Here is a 17,862-nt window from a genome sequence, read left to right as displayed (position 1 = left end):
GTCTGTTTTCGCGAAGGCCACCGCGCCCCGAGGTGCGGCGCCGAGCGATCCCGTTGACAGGTCGCCTGTGAAGCGATGGAGACGGTCGCTTTCGCTCGCCCTCGCCGTGTCCCTCGCCGGCGCGCTCGCCACCCCCGCGGCGCTCGCGCAGGATGCGCCGGGCGAGGCGCAGGTTCAGGGAGAAGGTGAGGCCCCGCCGGCCGGCAAGCGTGTGGTGCTCCCGACCCGGACCAGCGCGGGCGGGAAGGACAGGAAGGGGGCCGCCGCCGAGCCGAAGGCAGGCCCGGCCGAGAAAGACAAGGCGGAGCCGTCGGTGGAAGAGCGCGCCGCGCGCGGCGTGGCGGTCATCGAGCGCGGCGGGCAGGTCCTCGGGCTAGGCGCGGTGCTCGCCGGCGACGGGCGCGTGCTGACGGCGCTCTCGCCGCTCGGCGCGGGCAACGACCTCACGGCGCGCCTCGCCGACGGGACCACCGTCCGGGTGAAGCTCGGCCACCACGACCGCGTGTGGGATCTCGCGCTGCTCGTGCCGCAGACCGGCAAGTGGGCCGAGGGGCTCACCGCCTCGTCGCGCGATCCGGTGCGGCCGGACGCGCAGATCCGCTCGTTTTCGGCGGCGCGCGGCAAGGTCGCGGCCACCGCGATCGTGCTCCGATCGCACCGGACGTTGATCGGCGGCGACGACCGGCCGCTCGACCGCGCGATCGAGCTCGGGTCGCGCGTCTCGCCGCTCGATCTGGGCGCGCCCATCATCGACGAGGACGGCCGCGTGGTCGCGGTCCTCGGCCGCGGCTGCGCCCCGAACGAGGGCAAGCCTTGCACGCCGGTCGCCTTCGGCGCGCCGATCGGCGCGATCCGGGCGTTCCTTCGGGCGGTGCCGTCGACGGCGGTGCAGCCCGCGGCGTGGCTCGGGATCCAGGGCGTCAGCGAGGCGGCGCCGGTCGCCAAGGGGGTCCGGATCACGGTGGTGCACCCCGAGAGCCCCGCGGACGAGGCCCGCTTGACGGGCGGCGATCGCGCGGAGAGCGACATGATCCTCGCCGTCGACGGCGTGCCCGTCACCAGCCCCGAGGCGCTCTCCGACGCGATCCGGACGCACGCGGTCGGCGAGAAGGTCCCGCTCACGTTGCTGAGCCGCGGGAAGTACCGGCAGGTCACGGTCCTGCTCCGCGCCGCGCCGGAGCCGTCGGCCGCCGCGTTGAAGCGGCCCGAGGCCGAGCTCCCGCCGCCGAGCTCGAGCGGTAAGGGGACCGAGGAGTACCGCAAGTAAGCAAAAAATGATGCGGGCCTGCGCGCGGATTCTATAAGCTCGGCGCTCGGGCCCGATCCGGTTGACACTCCGTCAACGGAACCTCCAGGATCGGGCTCGAGCGGCTCGGACGGGCGCGCTCGCGGTTCTCATTCAGCCTCGCGCCTGGCGCGGGGCCTTCGATCGGGTGATCCGTGTCCCAAACGTTTCGAATCGAAGTGGCCGGCGAGACGAACGTCGGGCGCAAGCGCAACCACAACGAGGACAACTTCGGCATCATGGTCGAGTACGGCCTCTTCATGGTCGCCGATGGAATGGGGGGGCATGCGTCGGGCGAGGTCGCGTCGAAGATGGCTGTCGACGCGATGCAGGACTTCTTCGCCCAGACGCAGGACGACCCGGAGCGGACCTGGCCCTACAAGATGGACAGGTCGAAGGGCTACGAAGAGAACCGGCTGATCACGGGCATCAAGCTCGCCAACCTGCGGATCTACGAGACCGCGCAGCGCGAGGCGAAGAAGCGGGGCATGGGGACGACGTTCGTCGGCATCTTCACGGCGAACGACGGCGTCTACGTCGCCCACGTCGGCGACAGCCGGGTCTACCGCTTCCGCGAGGGCCGGCTCGAGATGCTCACCGAGGACCACTCGCTCCTCAACGACTACATCAAGATGAAGCGGCTCACGCCCGAGGAGATCGCGAACTTCCCGCACAAGAACGTGATCGTGCGCGCGCTCGGGATGAAGGACACGGTCAAGGTCGACACCCGCTTCGAGGTGCCGCAGCTGAACGACACGTACATCCTCTGCTCCGACGGGCTCTCCGGCCCGGTGAGCGACATGGAGATGACGCAGATCCTGACGGAGCACCAGGATATCCAGGTCGCGACCGCCAAGATGATCGAGCGCGCAAACGAGAACGGCGGGCCCGACAACGTGACCTGCGTCCTCGTTCGCTGGACCCAATAGGCCGCTCTTGCGCTCAGACAACTGCCCGTCGCCGCATCACGCGACGAGCTCCCTCCCCGGGGGCCTCACCGAAATGGTCGACCAGGGGCGAACGGACTAGGGGAGGGCGCCGCCGCTCCAGGGGATCAGGACCAGGAAGACGAAGGCGATGAGGGCGAGCATGAAGAGGCTCGTCATCAGGTAGGTCGAGCGCGGCGAACGCGCGGTGCTCCAGCCGTCGCCGTAGAACTTCCCACGCGAGCGCACCCGGATCCGGCGCTGCACGCCGCGAAGCAAGCTCGGCGGCGCCACGGGCGGCGCACGCATCGCTCCCCGGACCAGCTCGCGCAAATCGAGCTCGTCGACGAGCGGCAAGTCGCCGTGCTCGGGCAGGTCGCCATGCTCGGGGAGGTCGCCGTCGTCGGGCAGGTCGCCGTCGTCGGGCAAGTCGCCGTGCTCGGGGAGGTCGCCGTCGTCGGGCTGATCGCGTCGGGGCGCGGCGGCGGGGCGCGCGGGCTCCACGGGGGGCGCCGTGGGACGGCCGCCGCTCTCCGCGGGCGAAGCGGCCGGCTCATCGGCTTGCCCCGCGCGCTTCGGGTCGTCCGCTCCGCTCATTTCCCGCCTCTCACCTTCTCGCCCATCATCTTCTCGACAAGCGCGCGGAGCTGCCCACGCGCGCGATGGATCCGGCTCTTCACCGTCCCGTCCGGCAAACCCGTCACCGAGGCGATCTCTTCGTAAGACATGTCCTCGACGTCGCGAAGGATGAGCGCCTCCCGGAACTCGGGATCGAGCTGCCCGATCGCACGCTTCACGACCGCCTCGAGCTGCATCCCCTCCACCAGCTCGTCAGGGCGGCTCACGTCGCCGACGCTCACGCCCTTGGCCGCAGAAAGCGGCACCCGCTCGGCCATCGCGTCCACGTCGTCCTGGGCGCCCGCGTGCCGCCGCGAGAGGTACTTCGTTCGGTTTTTGCAGAGATTCACGGCGATTCGATAGATCCAGGTCGAGAGCTTCGACTCGCCGCGGAACTGATCGATCGCCTTGAAGACCTGGACGAAGACTTCCTGCGACACGTCCTCGGCCTCGTCACGCCGGCCGAGCATGCGGAAGACGAGCGCGAACACGCGGCGCTCGTACATGATCACGAGCTCGTTGAACGCGCTCTCGTCACGCGCGACGAGCCGCGCGATGAACTGCGCCTCGCCCGCCTCGAGCGGCGCCGAGGGCTCGGGGTCGACGCCTGCACCGGTCGGAGCGCCGCGTCCGCGTTCCGCACCCGCATGGGCCGGGGCTCCGCGTCCGCGTTCCGCATCTACATGGGTCGGGGCTCCGCGTCCGCGGGCCCCTTCATCGCTCGCCACGCCGTCCGGTCCTCCAGGAGCCAGGGGCTCGCGCACGCCGCGCGGCAGGCGCAGAGCCCTCGGTGAGACCACGGTAAACAACCCCGGCTCGACCGCGCCAGACAATAGCGAGCAGACGACGGCGCAGGATGCACCCGCAAGGCGGTGCGACCTCGCCGGAGGCGCTCCCGCCCGCGCGATGGAGGTCGGCCGCCATGACCCCCCTCAGAGGGCGCGGGGGCTCGATGGTTCCGGCGCGTGGATTCGAACCACGATTAGGGGATTCAAAGTCCCCCGTCCTGCCCTTGAACGACGCCGGAGTGCTGCGGGACGGAGCCGACCGCCGCGCGGCGCGCACCTTAGCGCGAGTCGCGCAGGATAGCACCCGTCCCGATCCAAGAGTCGGCTCTGCGGGCCGGATAGCTGATGCCGCGCGTGGCGTCTGCCTCGGATCGACCTCGCCTCAGGCGGAACTGCCCGCGCTCGCGGCGGCCCACCGGCGCCGCCTTCGCGCCGGAAGCCAAGGCCTTCTCCGCCCCGTAGGGCGGCAGCGCGGAGGCGCCCGTGCCCTCGCCCGGGGCCGCGGCCGCTTCCTCGCGCGCCGGGGTCGCCTCGGGCGCAGCGCCGCCGGGCGTCGAGGTCGCCCCGGGCGCCACGCCGTCGCGCGCCAGGGTGGCCTCGGGCGCCGCAAGCGCCGGGGTCGCCTCGGGCGCCACGCCGTCGTGCGCCAGGGTGGCCTCGGACGCCGCAAGCGCCGGGATCGCCTCGGGGGGAGCGCCGTCGAAGGCCGGGGTCGCCGCGGGGGCCGCGACGGCAAGGGTCGCGGCGAGCTGCGAGGAAGGCAGGACGACCTGGGCGGCAGCCGCTGCCACGCCCTGGGCCACGCCGGGGCGCGCCGCCAGCGCGACCGAGGCCGCCGCGGGCGCGCCCTCGGGAGCGAGCGCGCTCAGCACCGAGAGGCCCAGCACGAGCACGATCGCCGCGCTGCCCGCGGCGATCGAGACGGCGTTGCGCGAAGCGCGAGCCCGCCGCGCGAGCCGCGACCAGGCGCCCGACACGCGCGCGCGCGGCGTCGGGTCCGCGTCGCGCGCGCCGCGCGCCGGCCCGGATCTCGCGGCGCCGAGCCTCGGGGCGACGGCGCTCGGGAGCGTGTCGGGCGGGGACGAGGGGGTCGCCGGGAAGCAGGACGGAATCTCGAGGGAGATCGGCTGCGAGGGAACGTCCTGCCGCAGCACGGCCTCGGCCAGCGGGAACCGGCCGAGGGTGAAGGCCTCGGCGCGCTCGTCGCGCGCCTTCGCGGGGGCGCCCTGATGGAAGCGGGGCGCGACCGCGCTGAGATCGTCTGGCGTCAACGCGAAGCTGAGCGGGCCGGTGGACTCAGGGCCCTCGCCTGCGGCGGAGAGGGCGGCCGCCTCGTCGCGCGGGGGCGGCTGGGAAATGGTCCAGCCGAGCGCCTTGACCTCGCCGGCGGGCGTCCAGCACTCGAGGCCTTCGCGCCAGACGCGCGTGCTGTGGGGGAGCTCCCCCAGCTCCAGCGCGCGCCAGAGCGTGACCGTGCTCATCGCCTCGAGAAAGTCGCCACGGTCGATGCACCAGGGCTTCGACTCCGTCGGTGCCTCCTCCGCGCCGCCGGCGTGCGACGTGAACGGCATCGTGGGGGCGCTGCAGAGGCTGCTCAGCTGCTCCTGCCCGCACCCCTCCGCGCCACCCGACGCCGGCACGCCGTCGCCAAGCCCCTCCACCTTGTACGCTGCGCTCGGGCCCATCGCTGTCTCCCTAGCGAGCCGCGGCGGCCCACCCGATGCTGCTTCCGGGTGCACCTCCGCTGCTCTCGTGCGTCGGTAGCGGATGCTGGCGCGGTGGGCCAAGAAAGGTGCCGAGCGGGGCAGGCAGGTAGGCCGGGCGCGCCGCTCCGAGCGGAGGGCGTGCGGGGGCGGAGGCGCCGCTGCTGTGCGCGAGGCGAGAGCGCGGCCGTGATGTAGAGCGCAGCCGTGATGCCGTGATGTGGAGCGCTGCGTGGAGCGCAGCCGTGATGTGGAGCGCTGCGTGGAGCGCAGCCGTGATGTGGAGCGCTGCGTGGAGCGCAGCCGTGATGTGGAGCGCTGCGTGGAGCGCAGCCGTGATGTGGAGCGCGGCCGCTGTAGCCCGACGTCAGAGGTCCGTGTAGTTGTCGGCGAACATCGCGCGCTGGCCGAGGAAGGCGATCTCGAGCATGCCGCCGACGTCCGTTCCTCCGGTCGCGCGACGGATCACGTTGAGCGCCGGCATCAGCCGGACGAGCCCGCGGTACTGCGTGCCCTCCGGCGCGCGCGCCAGCGTCAGGTGGACCGGGGCGCGCAGGCTGAGGCGGACGTCGGCGGGCGCGTCGTCATTGAGCGCGACCGCGACCTTTGCGCCGAGCGCCGCGCGGAACGTGGCGCTCGCCACCTTGTCGACGAGCCCGGCGTGCGCCGCGATCGTGAGCTCCTGGCTCTGCACCGGCGCGCCGAGCACCTCGCGCCTGCAGCGCGTCGCAGGGACGAAGGCGGTGGACTGGGTGATCGGATCCACGCCGCTGACGACGTCGCCCGCGGGCTCGCACCACTCGAGCGTGTCCGTCGACGCGGTCCAGCGCGAGTCGAACGCGATCTGCCCTTCGATTGTGGGCGCGAGCCTCTTCCCGCCCTGGCCGACATAGATCGCCGCCGCGCCGACGCTCCAGGGCACGGCGGTGAGCTCGCGCGGCGCGTACGTCGGTGGCAGGCTCTGGTCGCGCCGCTCGGGGCCCGGGCCCAGGTAGCTGAACCGGGTGCGGCCGACCGCGCCGCCGACGTAGAGGATCAGCGGAGGATACGCCGAGCTGCCCTCTCCCTCGAAGTCGAGGTGCGCGAACGAGGCGGACAGGCGCAGGGTGCCGGTGGGCGTCTGGGCGGAGTCGCTGGCGTGGGAGAGGCCGATCAGCGTGGACAGCCCGTCCTCGGACGCCACCTCGGCCTCGATCACGGCGCTCACATCCCACGCCGTCGGATCCGTCGCCTCGCCGAACCCGGCCAGCACGCCGAAGCCGACCCGCGCGACCGCCGCGCCCGCGGAGCTGCCCGTGACCTCGGCCGGAACGAGGTAGACGAGCTCGCGGCCCGTGGCGGCCGGCGCGATGGCCGCGCCCTCGGCAGGCGCAAGCGGCGCGATGGGAGCGCTCGACGCGGCCGGAGCGACCGGCGCAATGGCGCGGCCCGGCTGCGCGGGCGCCACGGCCACGCCGGCACCCGGCGCAGCGGGCGCGCTCGGGGCAGCGGCGGGCGCGCTCGGGGCAGCGGCGGGCGCGCTCGGGGCAGCGGCGGGCGGGACCGGCGCCGTGGGGGCGCTGGCCGGCGTGGGGGCGCCGGGGGCGGTGGCAGCCGGCGGGACGGGCGCCGGGGGCGCTACGCCCGGCGGCACGGGAGCCGACGGCTGCCCCGCGCCCTGGGCGAGCGCGGGCGCGGCGAGCGTGAGCGAGAGCAGCGCTGCGGCGCGCCGGAGCAGCAGGGCGCCCCTCACGGCGCCACCGTGAACCGGAACGTGAGGTCGCCGGCGCCGATCGACGTGTCGTATTCCTCGCGGGTGCTCTGATTCGTCTTGGGATCGAAGGCGAAGATCTGGAACTTGCCGCTTCCGTTCCTGACCCTGAAGCGGAACACGTAGTTGCCGGGATCCAGATCGAACTCGGGGAAGACCGTGTTGCGGATCGAGAACGGCTTCACTCCCGACGGATCCGCGGCGGGCGCTGGGTCCTCGAACAGATAGCCGACGGCGCTGAGGTGGTACTCGTCGCTGTGGAGCTTGAGCTTGATCCTCTTCATGGTCGAGAGCGATCCTCTCACACGCGCGCGGGACGGTACAGCGGTTGGGGGGCTCGCGGCATGGCGGCGATCGGGCTCGCCCGGCCGTCCAGGCGGCCGGCTTTCGAAGCGCGGCCAGAGACGGGCGCGGGCACGGGGCCCGGAGAGGGCGCGCGCCGTCTCGAGGACGTGAGCGCGCGCGGAAGCGGCAAAGGGGCGGCTTTGAGAGCCGGTTCCGTTGCCGAGACAAGACGGTGTCGAGACGAGGGGTTGCGGCGGGGAGACAATGGGCCGCCGCGGGGAGACAACAGTCGTCGAGCGACCACGACCGCTCGCCCCGGGTCGCGGAGGTCCAAACGCATGTCGGCGATCTCGGCGCTGCCGCCGTCGGTGTGGCCGAGTCGGCGGGGCGAGCGTCGGCCCGCCCGACCGCGCCGCCGCACGGCCGAAACCCGGCATGCCGCAACAGTCGATGCACAAAGAGCTCGCTGCTGCCGGAGCGACGATCTCGTATCCAGCGCTGACGGCGTATTGCCGGCGACACGGCATCGGCCATGAGCCGCACAAGCCGGTCGGGCAATACCACTTCGGGCCGGGCAAGGAGTCGCAGCACCACACGTCGCCGCGCGAGCCCGTCATCGGGGCAAGGAGCGACGCGCCCAGGCGGCCTCGACGTTGCTGTGCTGCTCGCGGATGCTCTTCTTCAGCGGCGCCGCTCTCGCCGCCGGCCGCTCCGCGCGAGCCGACGCGCGGAGCGTAGCGCCTCGAGGTGCTCAGCCGCCGCCGGCGCGCCGCACGGCGACGCCGACGCCGGCGGTGCTGTAGCAGCCGCTCACGTTCCACGAGATGGTGGTGTTGGAGTCGGCCACGAGATAGCCGGCCAGCGCGACCATGGTAGTCGGATCGGTCAGGCGCCGGTTCATGGTGGAGGTCGCCGCGGTGGGGCTCATGGTGGCGCCGGTGTTGCCGTTGCGCGCCGCCAGCACCGTGTACACGAACGAGCCGCTCGCGCTGAAGTTGGTGGTCACCCCTCGGGGCACGGCGCTGTTGCCGCAGTCCATCGTGTTGGTGTGGATGCCGGTCGTGTTGGCGCTCGCGAACGGGTTCGACTGGTGCACGGCCTTCAGCTCCACCACGTTGGCGAAGTACACGCCCCAGGTGTTCGCGTTCGCCATCTGCACCACCACGGGCTTGTTGCCGGTGGCGGCCGGAAGCTGGCTGTCCAGGAGGTAGTAGATGTGCGCGGCGGAGTTGTTGTCGGCCTGCCGTGCGTTGAAGAGCGTCATCGGCGTGCCGTCGTAGGTGACGCTCACCGGCACGAGCGAGTTCTCGGAGGCGACGATCCCGACGAGGACCATGCGATCGTTGTCCCGCGGTGTCTGCAGGGCGTGGGTCACGTTGATGATGGACGCCGAATTCCCGATGGTGCTCAAGGTGCCGATCGTGCCCGAGTTGACGACGACGATGTTCGGCGAGACGACGCAGTTGCCGTTCGAGCAGATGGACCTCGTCCCCGAGCACGCGTGGCCGCAGTCGCCGCAGTTGCTGGCGGTGCCGAGCTGGGTCGTGCAGCCGGCGCTGGGGTCGCCGCAAGCCTTCCAGCCCGTGTCGCAGGTGGGCACGCAGGTGCCGGCCGTGCAGCCGGTGGCGCTCGCGTGCGCCTGGAGGCACTGGGTGTTGCAGCCGCCGCAGGCGTTGACGTCGCCGGAGACGTCCTTCTCGCAGCCGTTCATGCCGTTGCCGTCGCAGTTGCGCCACAGGCCGCTGCACACCGGGGTGCAGCCCGACGAGCTGCATTGATTGCTGGTGACGTGGGCGCTGGCCCCGCTCTGGCACACGAGGTTGCAGCCGAGGCAGTTGTTCTCGTCGTCCCACAGGTCGATGTTGCAGCCGTTCTTCGGTACCCCGCAGTCGTCGTACTGCGCGGTCGTGCACACCGGGTTGCAGGTGCCGTCGAGGCACTGGCTGCTGGTCGTGTGGATGGTGCTGCACTGGGTGCCGCAGGTGCCGCAGTTCCCCTCGTCGGTCTTGATGTTGGCCTCGCAGCCGTCGGTCAGCGAGCTGTTGCAGTTCCCGTAGTCCGCCTTGCAGCCGGCGAAGCTGCAGGCGCTGTTCTGGCAGGTCGCGGTGGCGTTCGCGTAGATGGTGTTGCAGTTGACGCCGCCGGCGGCCGCGCAGGCGCCGCAGTGGGTCTGGTTGACGTTGACGTTCGTTTCGCAGCCGTTGTCCGGATCGCCGTCGCAGTCGCCCATCCCGCTGTTGCAGGTCTTCACCTTGCAGTCGCCGCCCTCGCACTTGGGGGCGCCGCCGGCGATGGTGCAGGTCTCGCCGCAGCCGCCGCAGTGGCTGAGGCTCGTCTCGGTGTTGGTCTCGCAACCGTCGGCGTAGCCGCCGCCGCAGTCGGCAAAGCCCGGCTCGCAGCGGCCGATGGCGCAGCCGGTGGCCGTGCATTTGCCGGTGCCGTTGGCGACCGTGCACAGGCCGCCGCACGTGCCGCAATTCTCCGGATCAGCGGTCAGATCCACCTCGCAGCCGTCCTCGGGGTCGCCGTTGCAGTCGCCCCTGCCGGCCGGGCAAACCGTCTCGCCGCATACGCCGTCGCGGCACCAGGGCCTGCCGCCCGCCGTGGGCACGCACTCGTGGCCGCACTCGCCGCAGTTCAGCACGTCGCGGTTGATCGCCCTCTCGCAGCCGTCGTCGACCCGGCCGTTGCAGTCGGTGAAGCCCTCGTCGCACTCGACCTTGCACTCCGACTTCTCGCAATAGGCGTCGCCGTTCGCGGCCGGACACAGCTCGTCGCACCCGCCGCAGTGGCTCGAGTCGGTCGAGGTGTTCACCTCGCAGCCGTTTTCGGGATCGCCGTCGCAGTCGGCGTAAGGCGCTTCGCACTCCTTGACCTTGCAGGCGCCGCCCTGGCACTCGGCCGTCGCGTTCGGCAGCGCGCACTTCAGGCCGCAGTTGCCGCAGTTGTCCACGTCGGTGCGCAGGTTCACCTCGCACTCACCCCCGGCCTGGCGATCGCAGTTGGCATAGCCGTCCGAGCAGGTAGGGCCGCACGCCCCGTCGATGCAATCATTGCTGAGGCAGTCGCTGCTCGAGCGGCACTTCTTGCCGTCCTGGCAGCCGCCGCAGCTGGCGCCGCAGTCCACGTCGCTCTCGGTGCCGTTGGGCACGCCGTCGGTGCACGTCGGCGCGACGCATTGGCCCTCCTGGCACACGCCGCTCTCGCAGTCGCCGGCCCGGTTGCAGTCTTGGCCGGTCGTGCACTTCTTGTCGCAGCTGCCGCCGCAATCGACGTCCGACTCCGAGCCGTCGCGGGCGTTGTTCATGCAACCCGCTTCCTGGCAGACGCCGTCGATGCACTCGCCCTCGGCGCAGTCGCGGCTCGCGGCGCAGCCGGAGCCGAGCGGGCATGGGTCGCACTCGCCGCCGCAGTTCGGGCCCGTCTCGCCGTCGGACTGCGTCTCGTCCGTACAGTGCGCCGGCGGGCCGGGGTCGCCCGGGAACTCGAAGTCCGGCACGCTACACGAAGCGGCGAAGAGCCCCGCCGTCAGCGCGGCGGCCGAGAACGCGCGCAGCAGCGCGAAACAACGCAGAAAGCTAGGGGTCGACATCCAACGACAAAAGTATCATTCGCAGGCGCATTTCGCGGCCACAAATCGAGACAGCGCCGGGATTCGTACGGGGCGCGCGGGGGGCGCGCGGAGCTCCGCCGGCACGCTCGCACCTCCGACCACGACGCGGCGCGGCGTCGCGCCGCCGCATTGACAGGAGCGGAGGCGGCAAGCCACTATGGCGGCCAGTCACTTGGGTGAGCGCCGCATGAGGAATTTTCCACGAATGTTCCGCGTCGCAGCGGTGCTGCTGCTGCTCGAGGCGCCCGCGCTCGCCCAGGAGCCCGACGAGCTCACGCGAGCTCGCGCGCAGTTTCAGCAGGCGACCGAGCTCGAGCAAGCTGGTAACTGGGCCGCGGCCCTGCAGCGGTTCCGCGAAGTCGGCCAGGTGCGGATGACGCCGCAGGTCCGCTTCCACATCGCCGTGTGCGAGGAGAATCTGGGGCGGCTCGTGGCCGCGCTCGGTGGCTACGAGCTGGCGCTCGCGGAGGCCGACGCCGTGGGGCCCGAGTTTCGGGCCGAGGTCGAGCAGTCGATCGGCCGGCTGCGTGCCCGGATCCCGAAGCTCGTCATCGTACGTGGCAAAGGGGCGGCCTCCGCGGCCATCGCGCTCGACGGCATCGCCCTCGGCGGCACGTCGATCGGCGTCGAGGTGCCGCTCGATCCCGGGCCCCACGCGCTCACCGCCAAGGCTCCCAATTACAAGCCGTTCCAACAAACGGTGGAGCTGAAGGCGGAGGGGGTGACGCGCGTCGAGGTGACGCTCGAAGCGTTGCCGCAAGAGCTGCTGATCAAGGCGGGCGCCTTGCAGCCCGAGAAGCCGCCGTCCAAGGTGGTGCCGTACGTCATCGGGGGCGTCGGCGCCGTGAGCCTGATCGGCTCCGGGGTGCTGTTCGGGCTCCGCCAGGGAGCGCTCCAGGATCTGGAGGACGCCTGCGGCCAGGGCGGCAAGTCGTGCCCGCCCTCGATGCAGTCGCGCTACGACGACCTCAAGTTCTATCACTACGGGGCGCAGGTCGCGCTCGGCGTCGGCGTCGCCGCGGTCGGCACGGCGACCGCGATCTTGCTCCTTCAGAGGAAGAAGCCAAAAGAGCCCGAGAAGACCTCGCTCGAGCTCGTGCCCGTCGCGGGCGGCTCCGAGATAGGCGCGAGCGTCTCAGGGACGTTCTGAGGGAGTCGAGCCACAGCGGGGCGCATCTTCGTGCGCTACGGGCTCATCCGCAGAGTGAAGCTCGCTGCGGCGTACTTCGGTACGCTCCACTCGCCTGCCCAGCGGCTGAGCCCGTACCCCACGAATCTGGGTACTGGTCAAATTTGAACGGGGAGACAGGGAGACGGGGAGAAAACCCCTAGTAAAGCTCCCTGTCTCCCCGTGATCTTCTCGGGCAAAATTGACCGCCGCCCGAATCTGCACCCCGCTATGAAACATCGACGATGAGGCAGCCCTGAGGTCCAGGGCGTCAGCGCTCTCTTCACGATGTGTTTGCCGCGTTAGAACCCCGGATCGTGCTTCCACGACTTGGGCGGCGCGGCCTTTGGCGTCGGGCTCGGCGGCTTTACCTGCTCGGCGGGCTTGTTCTGGCGGCGGGGCGCCTGGCTCGCGGGTGACACCGGGGGCGGAGCCGGCGCGGGCGCCGGCGCTGCGCTGGCCGAGACGGGGGCAGGGGGCTCGCCCGTGGGCCCGCTGAGCCCGTTCGCAGGGGGCGCCTCCCCCTGGGGAGGCGCGGGCGCCGGGGCGGCGGGCGCGGCGACGGAAGGAAGAGGGGCCGGTGGGTCGGCGCTCTGGAGCCGCAGCGCGGCGAGCACGCCGCCGGCGAGGAGACCGAGGATCACGACGGTGGGCAGCGCGCGGCTCTTGGAGCGCGCGAACGGCGGGATCTCGTCGTCGGGCGTGCTCTTTCCGGCCTCGCCCGGGATCGCGCCGCGGAGGTTGACGGTCCTGAAGGTGCTCACCGCCGAGTGACTCGTGCCGGTCACGTCGGAGATGCCGAGGTTGCTGCTCAGCTGATTGCGCTCGGCGCGCTCCAGCGCTTCGGCGAGGGCCGCGCGCGTTTGCCGGTGCTGCTCCTCGAGCAGCTCGCGGACGAAATTGGCGACGTCCTCGTCGGTGGCTCGCTGGCTGGGCGGCAGCGCCTTGTCGAGCGCTCGCTGCAGCTCGTTGGCCGTGGCGTAGCGCTGGTCGCGCTCTTTTTCGAGCGCGCGCAGCAGCACGGCCTCGAGCGACGCCGGGTAGTCTTCCATGAACTCGTGCGGCGCCAGCACCGGGTCCGGTGACGAGATGGCGAACAGCGTCGCGCCCTCCGCTTCCCTGCGGAACGGGTGTTTGCCGGTGGTGAGCGCGTAGAGCACGATGCCCATCGCGAACACGTCGACGCGCCGATCGATCGCCTCGCCGCGCACCTGCTCCGGCGCCATGTAGCTCACCTTGCCCTTGAGCTGGCCGGCCTGCGTCGTGCTGTCGTTGAGCGCGGTGGCCTTGGCCACGCCGAAGTCCACCACCTTGGCCAGGCCGTCGTACGTGACCAGGATGTTCTGCGGGGAGATGTCGCGGTGCACCAGGCCGACGAGCTTGCCGTTCTTGTCCTTGAGCTCGTGCGCGGCGTGCAGGCCGGCGCAGGCCTGGGCCACGATGCGCACGGCGATCGGGATCGGCATGCCGTTCCGCTTCTTCGCGGTCTTCATCACCTGGTTGAGCGGAACGCCGTCGATCCACTCCATCGCCAGGAACAGCACGCCGTCCTGCTCGCCGAGATCGAGGATCTCGACGGCGTTGGGGTGGCGGATCTGGGACGCGAGCGACGCCTCCGAGAGGAACATGCGCTCGAACTGGTCGTCCTCGGACAGCGTCGGCAGCATCGTCTTCAGGGCGACGATCTTCTGGAAGCCGCGCGTTCCCTTCAGCCGTGCCGCCCACACCATGGCCATGCCGCCTGCTGCGATCGGCAGCAGCAGCTCGTAACGACCCAACACGGACCCGGGCCCGAGATCGGCCGGGGTGGTGGGTAGGACGTTCGGTGCAGGATTCACGCTACTCGGAAGGCTTGATAAGTTGCCCGACTGTACGAGTGTGCGGCGACACCAAGCGAATGCCTAGCGATAAGAAACACCGCGGAGACAAATTGACGTTATCGCACCAATAGCCCCACCTCCTTACATCCACCTACGGCCGGCGGCGCTTCGCAGGCGGGAAGCTGCCACCAAAACGTCGTTAGGAAGGCCAAACGCTGTCCGAAAGTCAAGCGCCTCCTATCCACCCACCATCGTACAGCCTCTTTGTACGCATGGGTCGACGTCACGCCCATTCTGCAATCCACCTGATTCCATGCGCGGTGGGACGTCGATGAGCGGCGACCTTCGGCCTCCGGCACCGGCGTCTCGTGCCATTTACTGTACGTATCTGGGCTTACTGTATCTATCTGAGCTCCTGGATCGCGCGGGCATGGGCAGGGCGTCGAGCGACCGTCGCCGCCGCCATGGGAAGATCAATGGTCGTGATCGAAGGATGGCTCCCGCCTTTTGCGCGAGGACATGAGCGCTTCGATTGAGCGTTTCGATGTCGCCGTGGATGCCAACGCGACAAGCCGCCCCGCTATCGAGGGCGATCGTCCTCCGCTGGCGAAATGGGTCCTCACCGCCGATTTGACGGTGCGCGGCGCAATCAAGAGCGCGCCGAGCGGGCTCCTGCCCTGACGAGCGCCGGTCGTTCAATCAGCGGTGAGGGCCCGCTTCGCCACGCGCGAGCGCGCCGTCAGCGGCGCACGACGAACATCGCCGCGAAATACCCGTCCGTGCCGTGGACGTGCGGCAGCAGCCGGAACGCGTCGCCGCCGCCCGCGAGCTCCCGAGCGAGCTCCGCGTCGAACGGCGCCGGCTCCAGCCGGACGCCGAGGTCGTCGTCCGCCGGGGCCGCGAGCCGCGCCGCCACGGCCTCGCACTCCTCGCGCAGCACGCTGCACACCGCGAACACGAGCCGGCCGCCATCCCGGGCGCGCGTGGCGGCGCGGCGCGCGATCGCGACCTGGAGGTCGGCCAGGCGCGGGAGGTCGTCCGCCTCGCGCCGGAGCGCGATTTCGGGGCGCCGCCGCAGCGTGCCCACCCCGGAGCAAGGGGCGTCGACGAGCACCCGGTCGTAGCCCTCGGGGACGTCGCCCGCGCCCACCGTCCAGTCGACGGCGTAGGTCTCGCGGACGTACGCGGCAGCTCGCCCGACCCCGTCACGCGCGCCGGCCTGCGCATCGCCGACCTGCGCGCCGGCGCCCTCCGCGCTCGCCGGAGGCGCGCCCAGCGCCGCGCGCAGCTGCGAGAGCTTCGCGGGGTACAGATCCGCCGCGTCCACCGCGCCGCCGGGCAGCACCGCGCGCGACAGGAGCCACGACTTGTTGCCCCGGCCGGAGCAGGCGTCGAGCACGGCCTCGCCTGGCCGCGCGCCGAGCGCGAAGGCGAGCGCCTGCGCCCCCTCCTCCTGGCCGATCCACGCGGCGCCGAAGCCGGGGAGCCGCCGGAGATCGCCCGCACCCCGCGCGACGATCGCCGTCGGTGAGACGCGCCCGGCCTCGAAGGACGCAGAGGGCGCGGCGGCCCGCAGCGCGTCGAGCCACGCGCCGCGGTCCTCGCCGGGGGCGAGGCAGAGGCCGGTCGGCGGCGGCACCGGGCCGGCCGACAGGAACGCCTCGGCCGCAGCTCGGCCGAGCGAGCGGCGCAGGGCGCCCCGCAGCCACCCCGGCGCGGAGGCGACCACCGCGCTCGCGAGCGGCGGGCGACCGCCGGACTCCACGGCCGCCGCGAGCCTGCGCAGCACGGCGTTCGCGAACGCGCCGACGCGCGGTCCGCCGGCCGCCTGGGCGCCGTCCACGGCCTCCGAGACGGCCGCGAACGAGGGGACGCGATCGAGGAAGCAGAGCGAGTACGCGCCCATCAGCACGTGCGCGCGCACCAGCGGGTCGGTCGTCCAGCGGCTCTTCGCGGCGAACTCGGCGATGCGCGCCTCGAGCGCCGCCTGCGCGCGCAGGACGCCGTAGACGAGCTCCGTCGCGAGGCCCGCGTCCCGCGGGTCGAGCGCCGGCGCGCGGCGCAGCTCGGCGTCGAGGGCCGCCGAGGCGAACGCCTCCGAGCCCCACACCCGCGCGAGCACGCGCGCCGCGACCGCGCGCGGCGCGCTCTCGGTCGCGTGCGGCGGGCGCGGGGCGCCGCGGCCCCCGTCGCGCCCGTCCTCTTTGCCCCGGTCAGCCAACGAGCTCCTTGAATTGCCCCTGGATCACGTCCCAGCGGCGCTCGACGTCGTTCTTGAAGGCGATGCCCATCAGGCCGATGAGCACCACGAGCCCGACCAGGCTCGCGATCTCGCGGACGCGCAGCGGCAGCGGGCGCCGCAGCACGGCCTCGAACGTGAAGAAGAGGAGGTGGCCGCCGTCGAGCACCGGGATGGGCAGGAGGTTGATGAGCCCGAGGTTGATCGAGATGACCGCCATCGCCCAGACGAAGTAGCTGACGCCCTTCGCGCCCTCCTCGCCGATCACGTCGTACACCGTGATGGGGCCGCCCAGCGTGGAGATGCTGACCTTGCCCTCCATGATGCGGACGATGCCGACCACGATGAACCGGATGACGTCGTACGTCTCGTCGACGGCGCTCTCCAGGGCGAACTGGAAGGCCGACGGGCTGTCGACGTAGGGCGCGGCCACCATCGGCGACCAGTTCGACGCGCGCAGGTAGAAGCGCGGGCGGTGCTGGCCGTACTCGTCGATCCAGTCCTCGCGGCGGAGCTCGATGGTGCCGCTCTTGCGCTGGCCCGAGCGCTGCCACGTGATGACGTGGGACCGGTCCGGCGCCGCGAACAGCCGCTCGACGAAGGTCGACCAGGCGGTGACCTCGACCCCGTCGACCTCCGTGATGCGATCGCCCGGCCGGAGCTCGGCGTCCCACTCGGCCGAGCCCTCGGGCACCTCGGCGACGTAGAGGTCGGCCGGCTCGATGCCGGTCCGCGCGAGCAGGTCGCCGTGGCCGCTCTCCGGCGTCAGCGCGGCGACGCCCGACTCGTAGACGGCGAGCTCGGCCAGCCCGCCGAGCGCGCGCGGCACCGTGACCGGCCGCAGGTACGTGACCGGCACCGTCGCGCCGCGGCTCTCCTCGAGCGCGAGCTCCAGGTCGGCGAACGTCTTCACGGGCGTGCCGCGCACCTCCGTCACGACGTCGAACGTGCGCAGCCCGGCCCGGAACGCGGGCGAGTCGGGCCGCGAGACGCCCACCACCGCGGCGGGGCGGCTCGGCCGGATGCCGATCTCGCCCACCCGATCCACGATCTCGAGCGGCTTCTGGACGACCTTCTCCTCCGGGACGACCGTGACCTCGACGTGCTCCTTGTTGCGGAACACCTTGAGGCGGAGCTCCTGGTTGGGGCTCTTCGTGACGATCCGGTGGAGCTCGGCGAAGGTGCTGACGCGCTCGCCGTCCACCTCGAGGATGCGATCGCCCGGGACCAGCCGGCCCTCGGCCGGGTGCCCCGGCAGGACGACGCCGACCGTCGGCGGGACGAAGCGCGTCTCCCCGATGAAGACGGCGAAGTAGAGCAGCACCGGGAAGAGCACGTTCATCGCCGGGCCGGCCATGACGATGATCACGCGCTTCCAGAGCGCCTGGGACTCGAAGGTGCGCTTGCGATCCTCGGGGAGCACGGCCTCCTGCCGGTTCTCCTCGAGCATCTTCACGAAGCCGCCGAGGGGCAGGAGCGCGACGCAGTACTCCGTCTCGCGGCCCCGCAGCCGCAGCACCCGGGGGCCGAAGCCGATCGAGAAGGTGAGGACCTTCACGCCGAAGATCTTCGCGCACACGAAGTGGCCGAGCTCGTGCACGAAGATGAGCACGGAGCAGAGCAGCGCGAAATACAGGAGGTCCACGGCGGCGGTTGTCTTTACGCGA

General features: G+C 71.8%; 13 protein-coding genes and 1 tRNA gene. 4 read left to right on the top strand and 10 right to left on the bottom strand.

Annotated features, from left to right (window positions below):
• The first annotated feature begins 67 nt into the window (after positions 1-67).
• Both WME90_RS41150 and WME90_RS41145 read left to right on the top strand, forming a co-directional pair.
• Positions 68-1,267: a S1C family serine protease gene (locus tag WME90_RS41150; protein WP_437277565.1), complete on the top strand. Its 1,200-nt coding sequence runs from the start codon at positions 68-70 to the stop codon at positions 1,265-1,267.
• A gap of 173 nt (positions 1,268-1,440) precedes the next feature.
• A complete protein-coding gene (locus tag WME90_RS41145; protein ID WP_437277564.1) occupies positions 1,441-2,214 on the top strand; it encodes a Stp1/IreP family PP2C-type Ser/Thr phosphatase in 774 nt (257 codons plus the stop codon).
• Positions 2,215-2,310: 96 nt separating this feature from the next.
• On the opposite strand, the gene WME90_RS41140 is transcribed toward WME90_RS41145, so the two are convergent.
• The 7 genes from WME90_RS41140 to WME90_RS41110 all read right to left on the bottom strand — a co-directional run bounded on the left by WME90_RS41140 (position 2,311) and on the right by WME90_RS41110 (position 10,947).
• Positions 2,311-2,808, bottom strand: coding sequence for a hypothetical protein (locus WME90_RS41140; protein ID WP_437277563.1), 498 nt, complete (start codon positions 2,806-2,808; stop codon positions 2,311-2,313).
• Positions 2,805-3,386, bottom strand: coding sequence for a sigma-70 family RNA polymerase sigma factor (locus tag WME90_RS41135; protein ID WP_437283726.1), 582 nt, complete (start codon positions 3,384-3,386; stop codon positions 2,805-2,807). Before WME90_RS41135 ends, WME90_RS41140 begins: the two co-directional genes overlap by 4 nt.
• 396 nt (positions 3,387-3,782) lie before the next feature.
• Positions 3,783-3,856, bottom strand: a tRNA-Gln gene (locus WME90_RS41130).
• A 39-nt stretch (positions 3,857-3,895) separates the two neighbouring features.
• Positions 3,896-5,302 (bottom strand): hypothetical protein, encoded by a 1,407-nt coding sequence (locus WME90_RS41125; RefSeq protein ID WP_437277562.1) that lies wholly within the window; start codon positions 5,300-5,302, stop codon positions 3,896-3,898.
• Positions 5,303-5,687: 385 nt separating this feature from the next.
• Positions 5,688-7,052: a hypothetical protein gene (locus tag WME90_RS41120; protein ID WP_437277561.1), complete on the bottom strand. Its 1,365-nt coding sequence runs from the start codon at positions 7,050-7,052 to the stop codon at positions 5,688-5,690.
• Complete coding sequence (locus WME90_RS41115; protein WP_437277560.1) at positions 7,049-7,354, bottom strand: hypothetical protein; 306 nt, start codon at positions 7,352-7,354, stop codon at positions 7,049-7,051. Before WME90_RS41115 ends, WME90_RS41120 begins: the two co-directional genes overlap by 4 nt.
• 752 nt (positions 7,355-8,106) lie before the next feature.
• Positions 8,107-10,947, bottom strand: a complete 2,841-nt coding sequence (locus WME90_RS41110) for a hypothetical protein (RefSeq protein WP_437277559.1) — start codon at positions 10,945-10,947, stop codon at positions 8,107-8,109.
• A gap of 226 nt (positions 10,948-11,173) precedes the next feature.
• Between WME90_RS41110 and WME90_RS41105 the strand changes: the two genes are divergently transcribed.
• A complete protein-coding gene (locus WME90_RS41105; RefSeq protein WP_437277558.1) occupies positions 11,174-12,118 on the top strand; it encodes a PEGA domain-containing protein in 945 nt (314 codons plus the stop codon).
• Between the two features lie 320 nt (positions 12,119-12,438).
• Here WME90_RS41105 and WME90_RS41100 read toward each other — a convergent pair whose 3' ends face one another.
• The gene (locus WME90_RS41100) at positions 12,439-13,974 is read right to left on the bottom strand and encodes a serine/threonine-protein kinase (RefSeq protein ID WP_437277557.1); all 1,536 of its coding nucleotides are present in this window, start codon (positions 13,972-13,974) and stop codon (positions 12,439-12,441) included.
• Between the two features lie 489 nt (positions 13,975-14,463).
• On the opposite strand from WME90_RS41100, the gene WME90_RS41095 reads away from it, so the two are divergent.
• Positions 14,464-14,637: a hypothetical protein gene (locus WME90_RS41095; RefSeq protein ID WP_437277556.1), complete on the top strand. Its 174-nt coding sequence runs from the start codon at positions 14,464-14,466 to the stop codon at positions 14,635-14,637.
• A 58-nt stretch (positions 14,638-14,695) separates the two neighbouring features.
• On the opposite strand, the gene WME90_RS41090 is transcribed toward WME90_RS41095, so the two are convergent.
• Both WME90_RS41090 and rseP read right to left on the bottom strand, forming a co-directional pair.
• Positions 14,696-16,177: an RsmB/NOP family class I SAM-dependent RNA methyltransferase gene (locus WME90_RS41090; RefSeq protein WP_437277555.1), complete on the bottom strand. Its 1,482-nt coding sequence runs from the start codon at positions 16,175-16,177 to the stop codon at positions 14,696-14,698.
• The gene (rseP, locus tag WME90_RS41085; RefSeq protein ID WP_437277554.1) at positions 16,170-17,840 is read right to left on the bottom strand and encodes an RIP metalloprotease RseP; all 1,671 of its coding nucleotides are present in this window, start codon (positions 17,838-17,840) and stop codon (positions 16,170-16,172) included. The genes WME90_RS41090 and rseP overlap by 8 nt, the downstream gene beginning before the upstream one ends.
• Between the last annotated feature and the right edge of the window lie 22 nt (positions 17,841-17,862).

The sequence above is a fragment of the Sorangium sp. So ce375 genome (genome assembly GCF_051473855.1).
Lineage (GTDB): Bacteria > Myxococcota_A > Polyangia > Polyangiales > Polyangiaceae > Sorangium.
This window is presented reverse-complemented; position numbering and strand designations above follow the sequence as displayed.

Coding starts and splice junctions, on each gene's coding strand:
- WME90_RS41110 (WP_437277559.1), bottom strand. CDS start 10,947: ATGTCGACCCCTAGCTTTCTGCGTTGTTTCGCGCTGCTGCGCGCGTTC.
- WME90_RS41125 (WP_437277562.1), bottom strand. CDS start 5,302: ATGGGCCCGAGCGCAGCGTACAAGGTGGAGGGGCTTGGCGACGGCGTG.
- WME90_RS41140 (WP_437277563.1), bottom strand. CDS start 2,808: ATGAGCGGAGCGGACGACCCGAAGCGCGCGGGGCAAGCCGATGAGCCG.
- WME90_RS41105 (WP_437277558.1), top strand. CDS start 11,174: ATGTTCCGCGTCGCAGCGGTGCTGCTGCTGCTCGAGGCGCCCGCGCTC.
- WME90_RS41115 (WP_437277560.1), bottom strand. CDS start 7,354: ATGAAGAGGATCAAGCTCAAGCTCCACAGCGACGAGTACCACCTCAGC.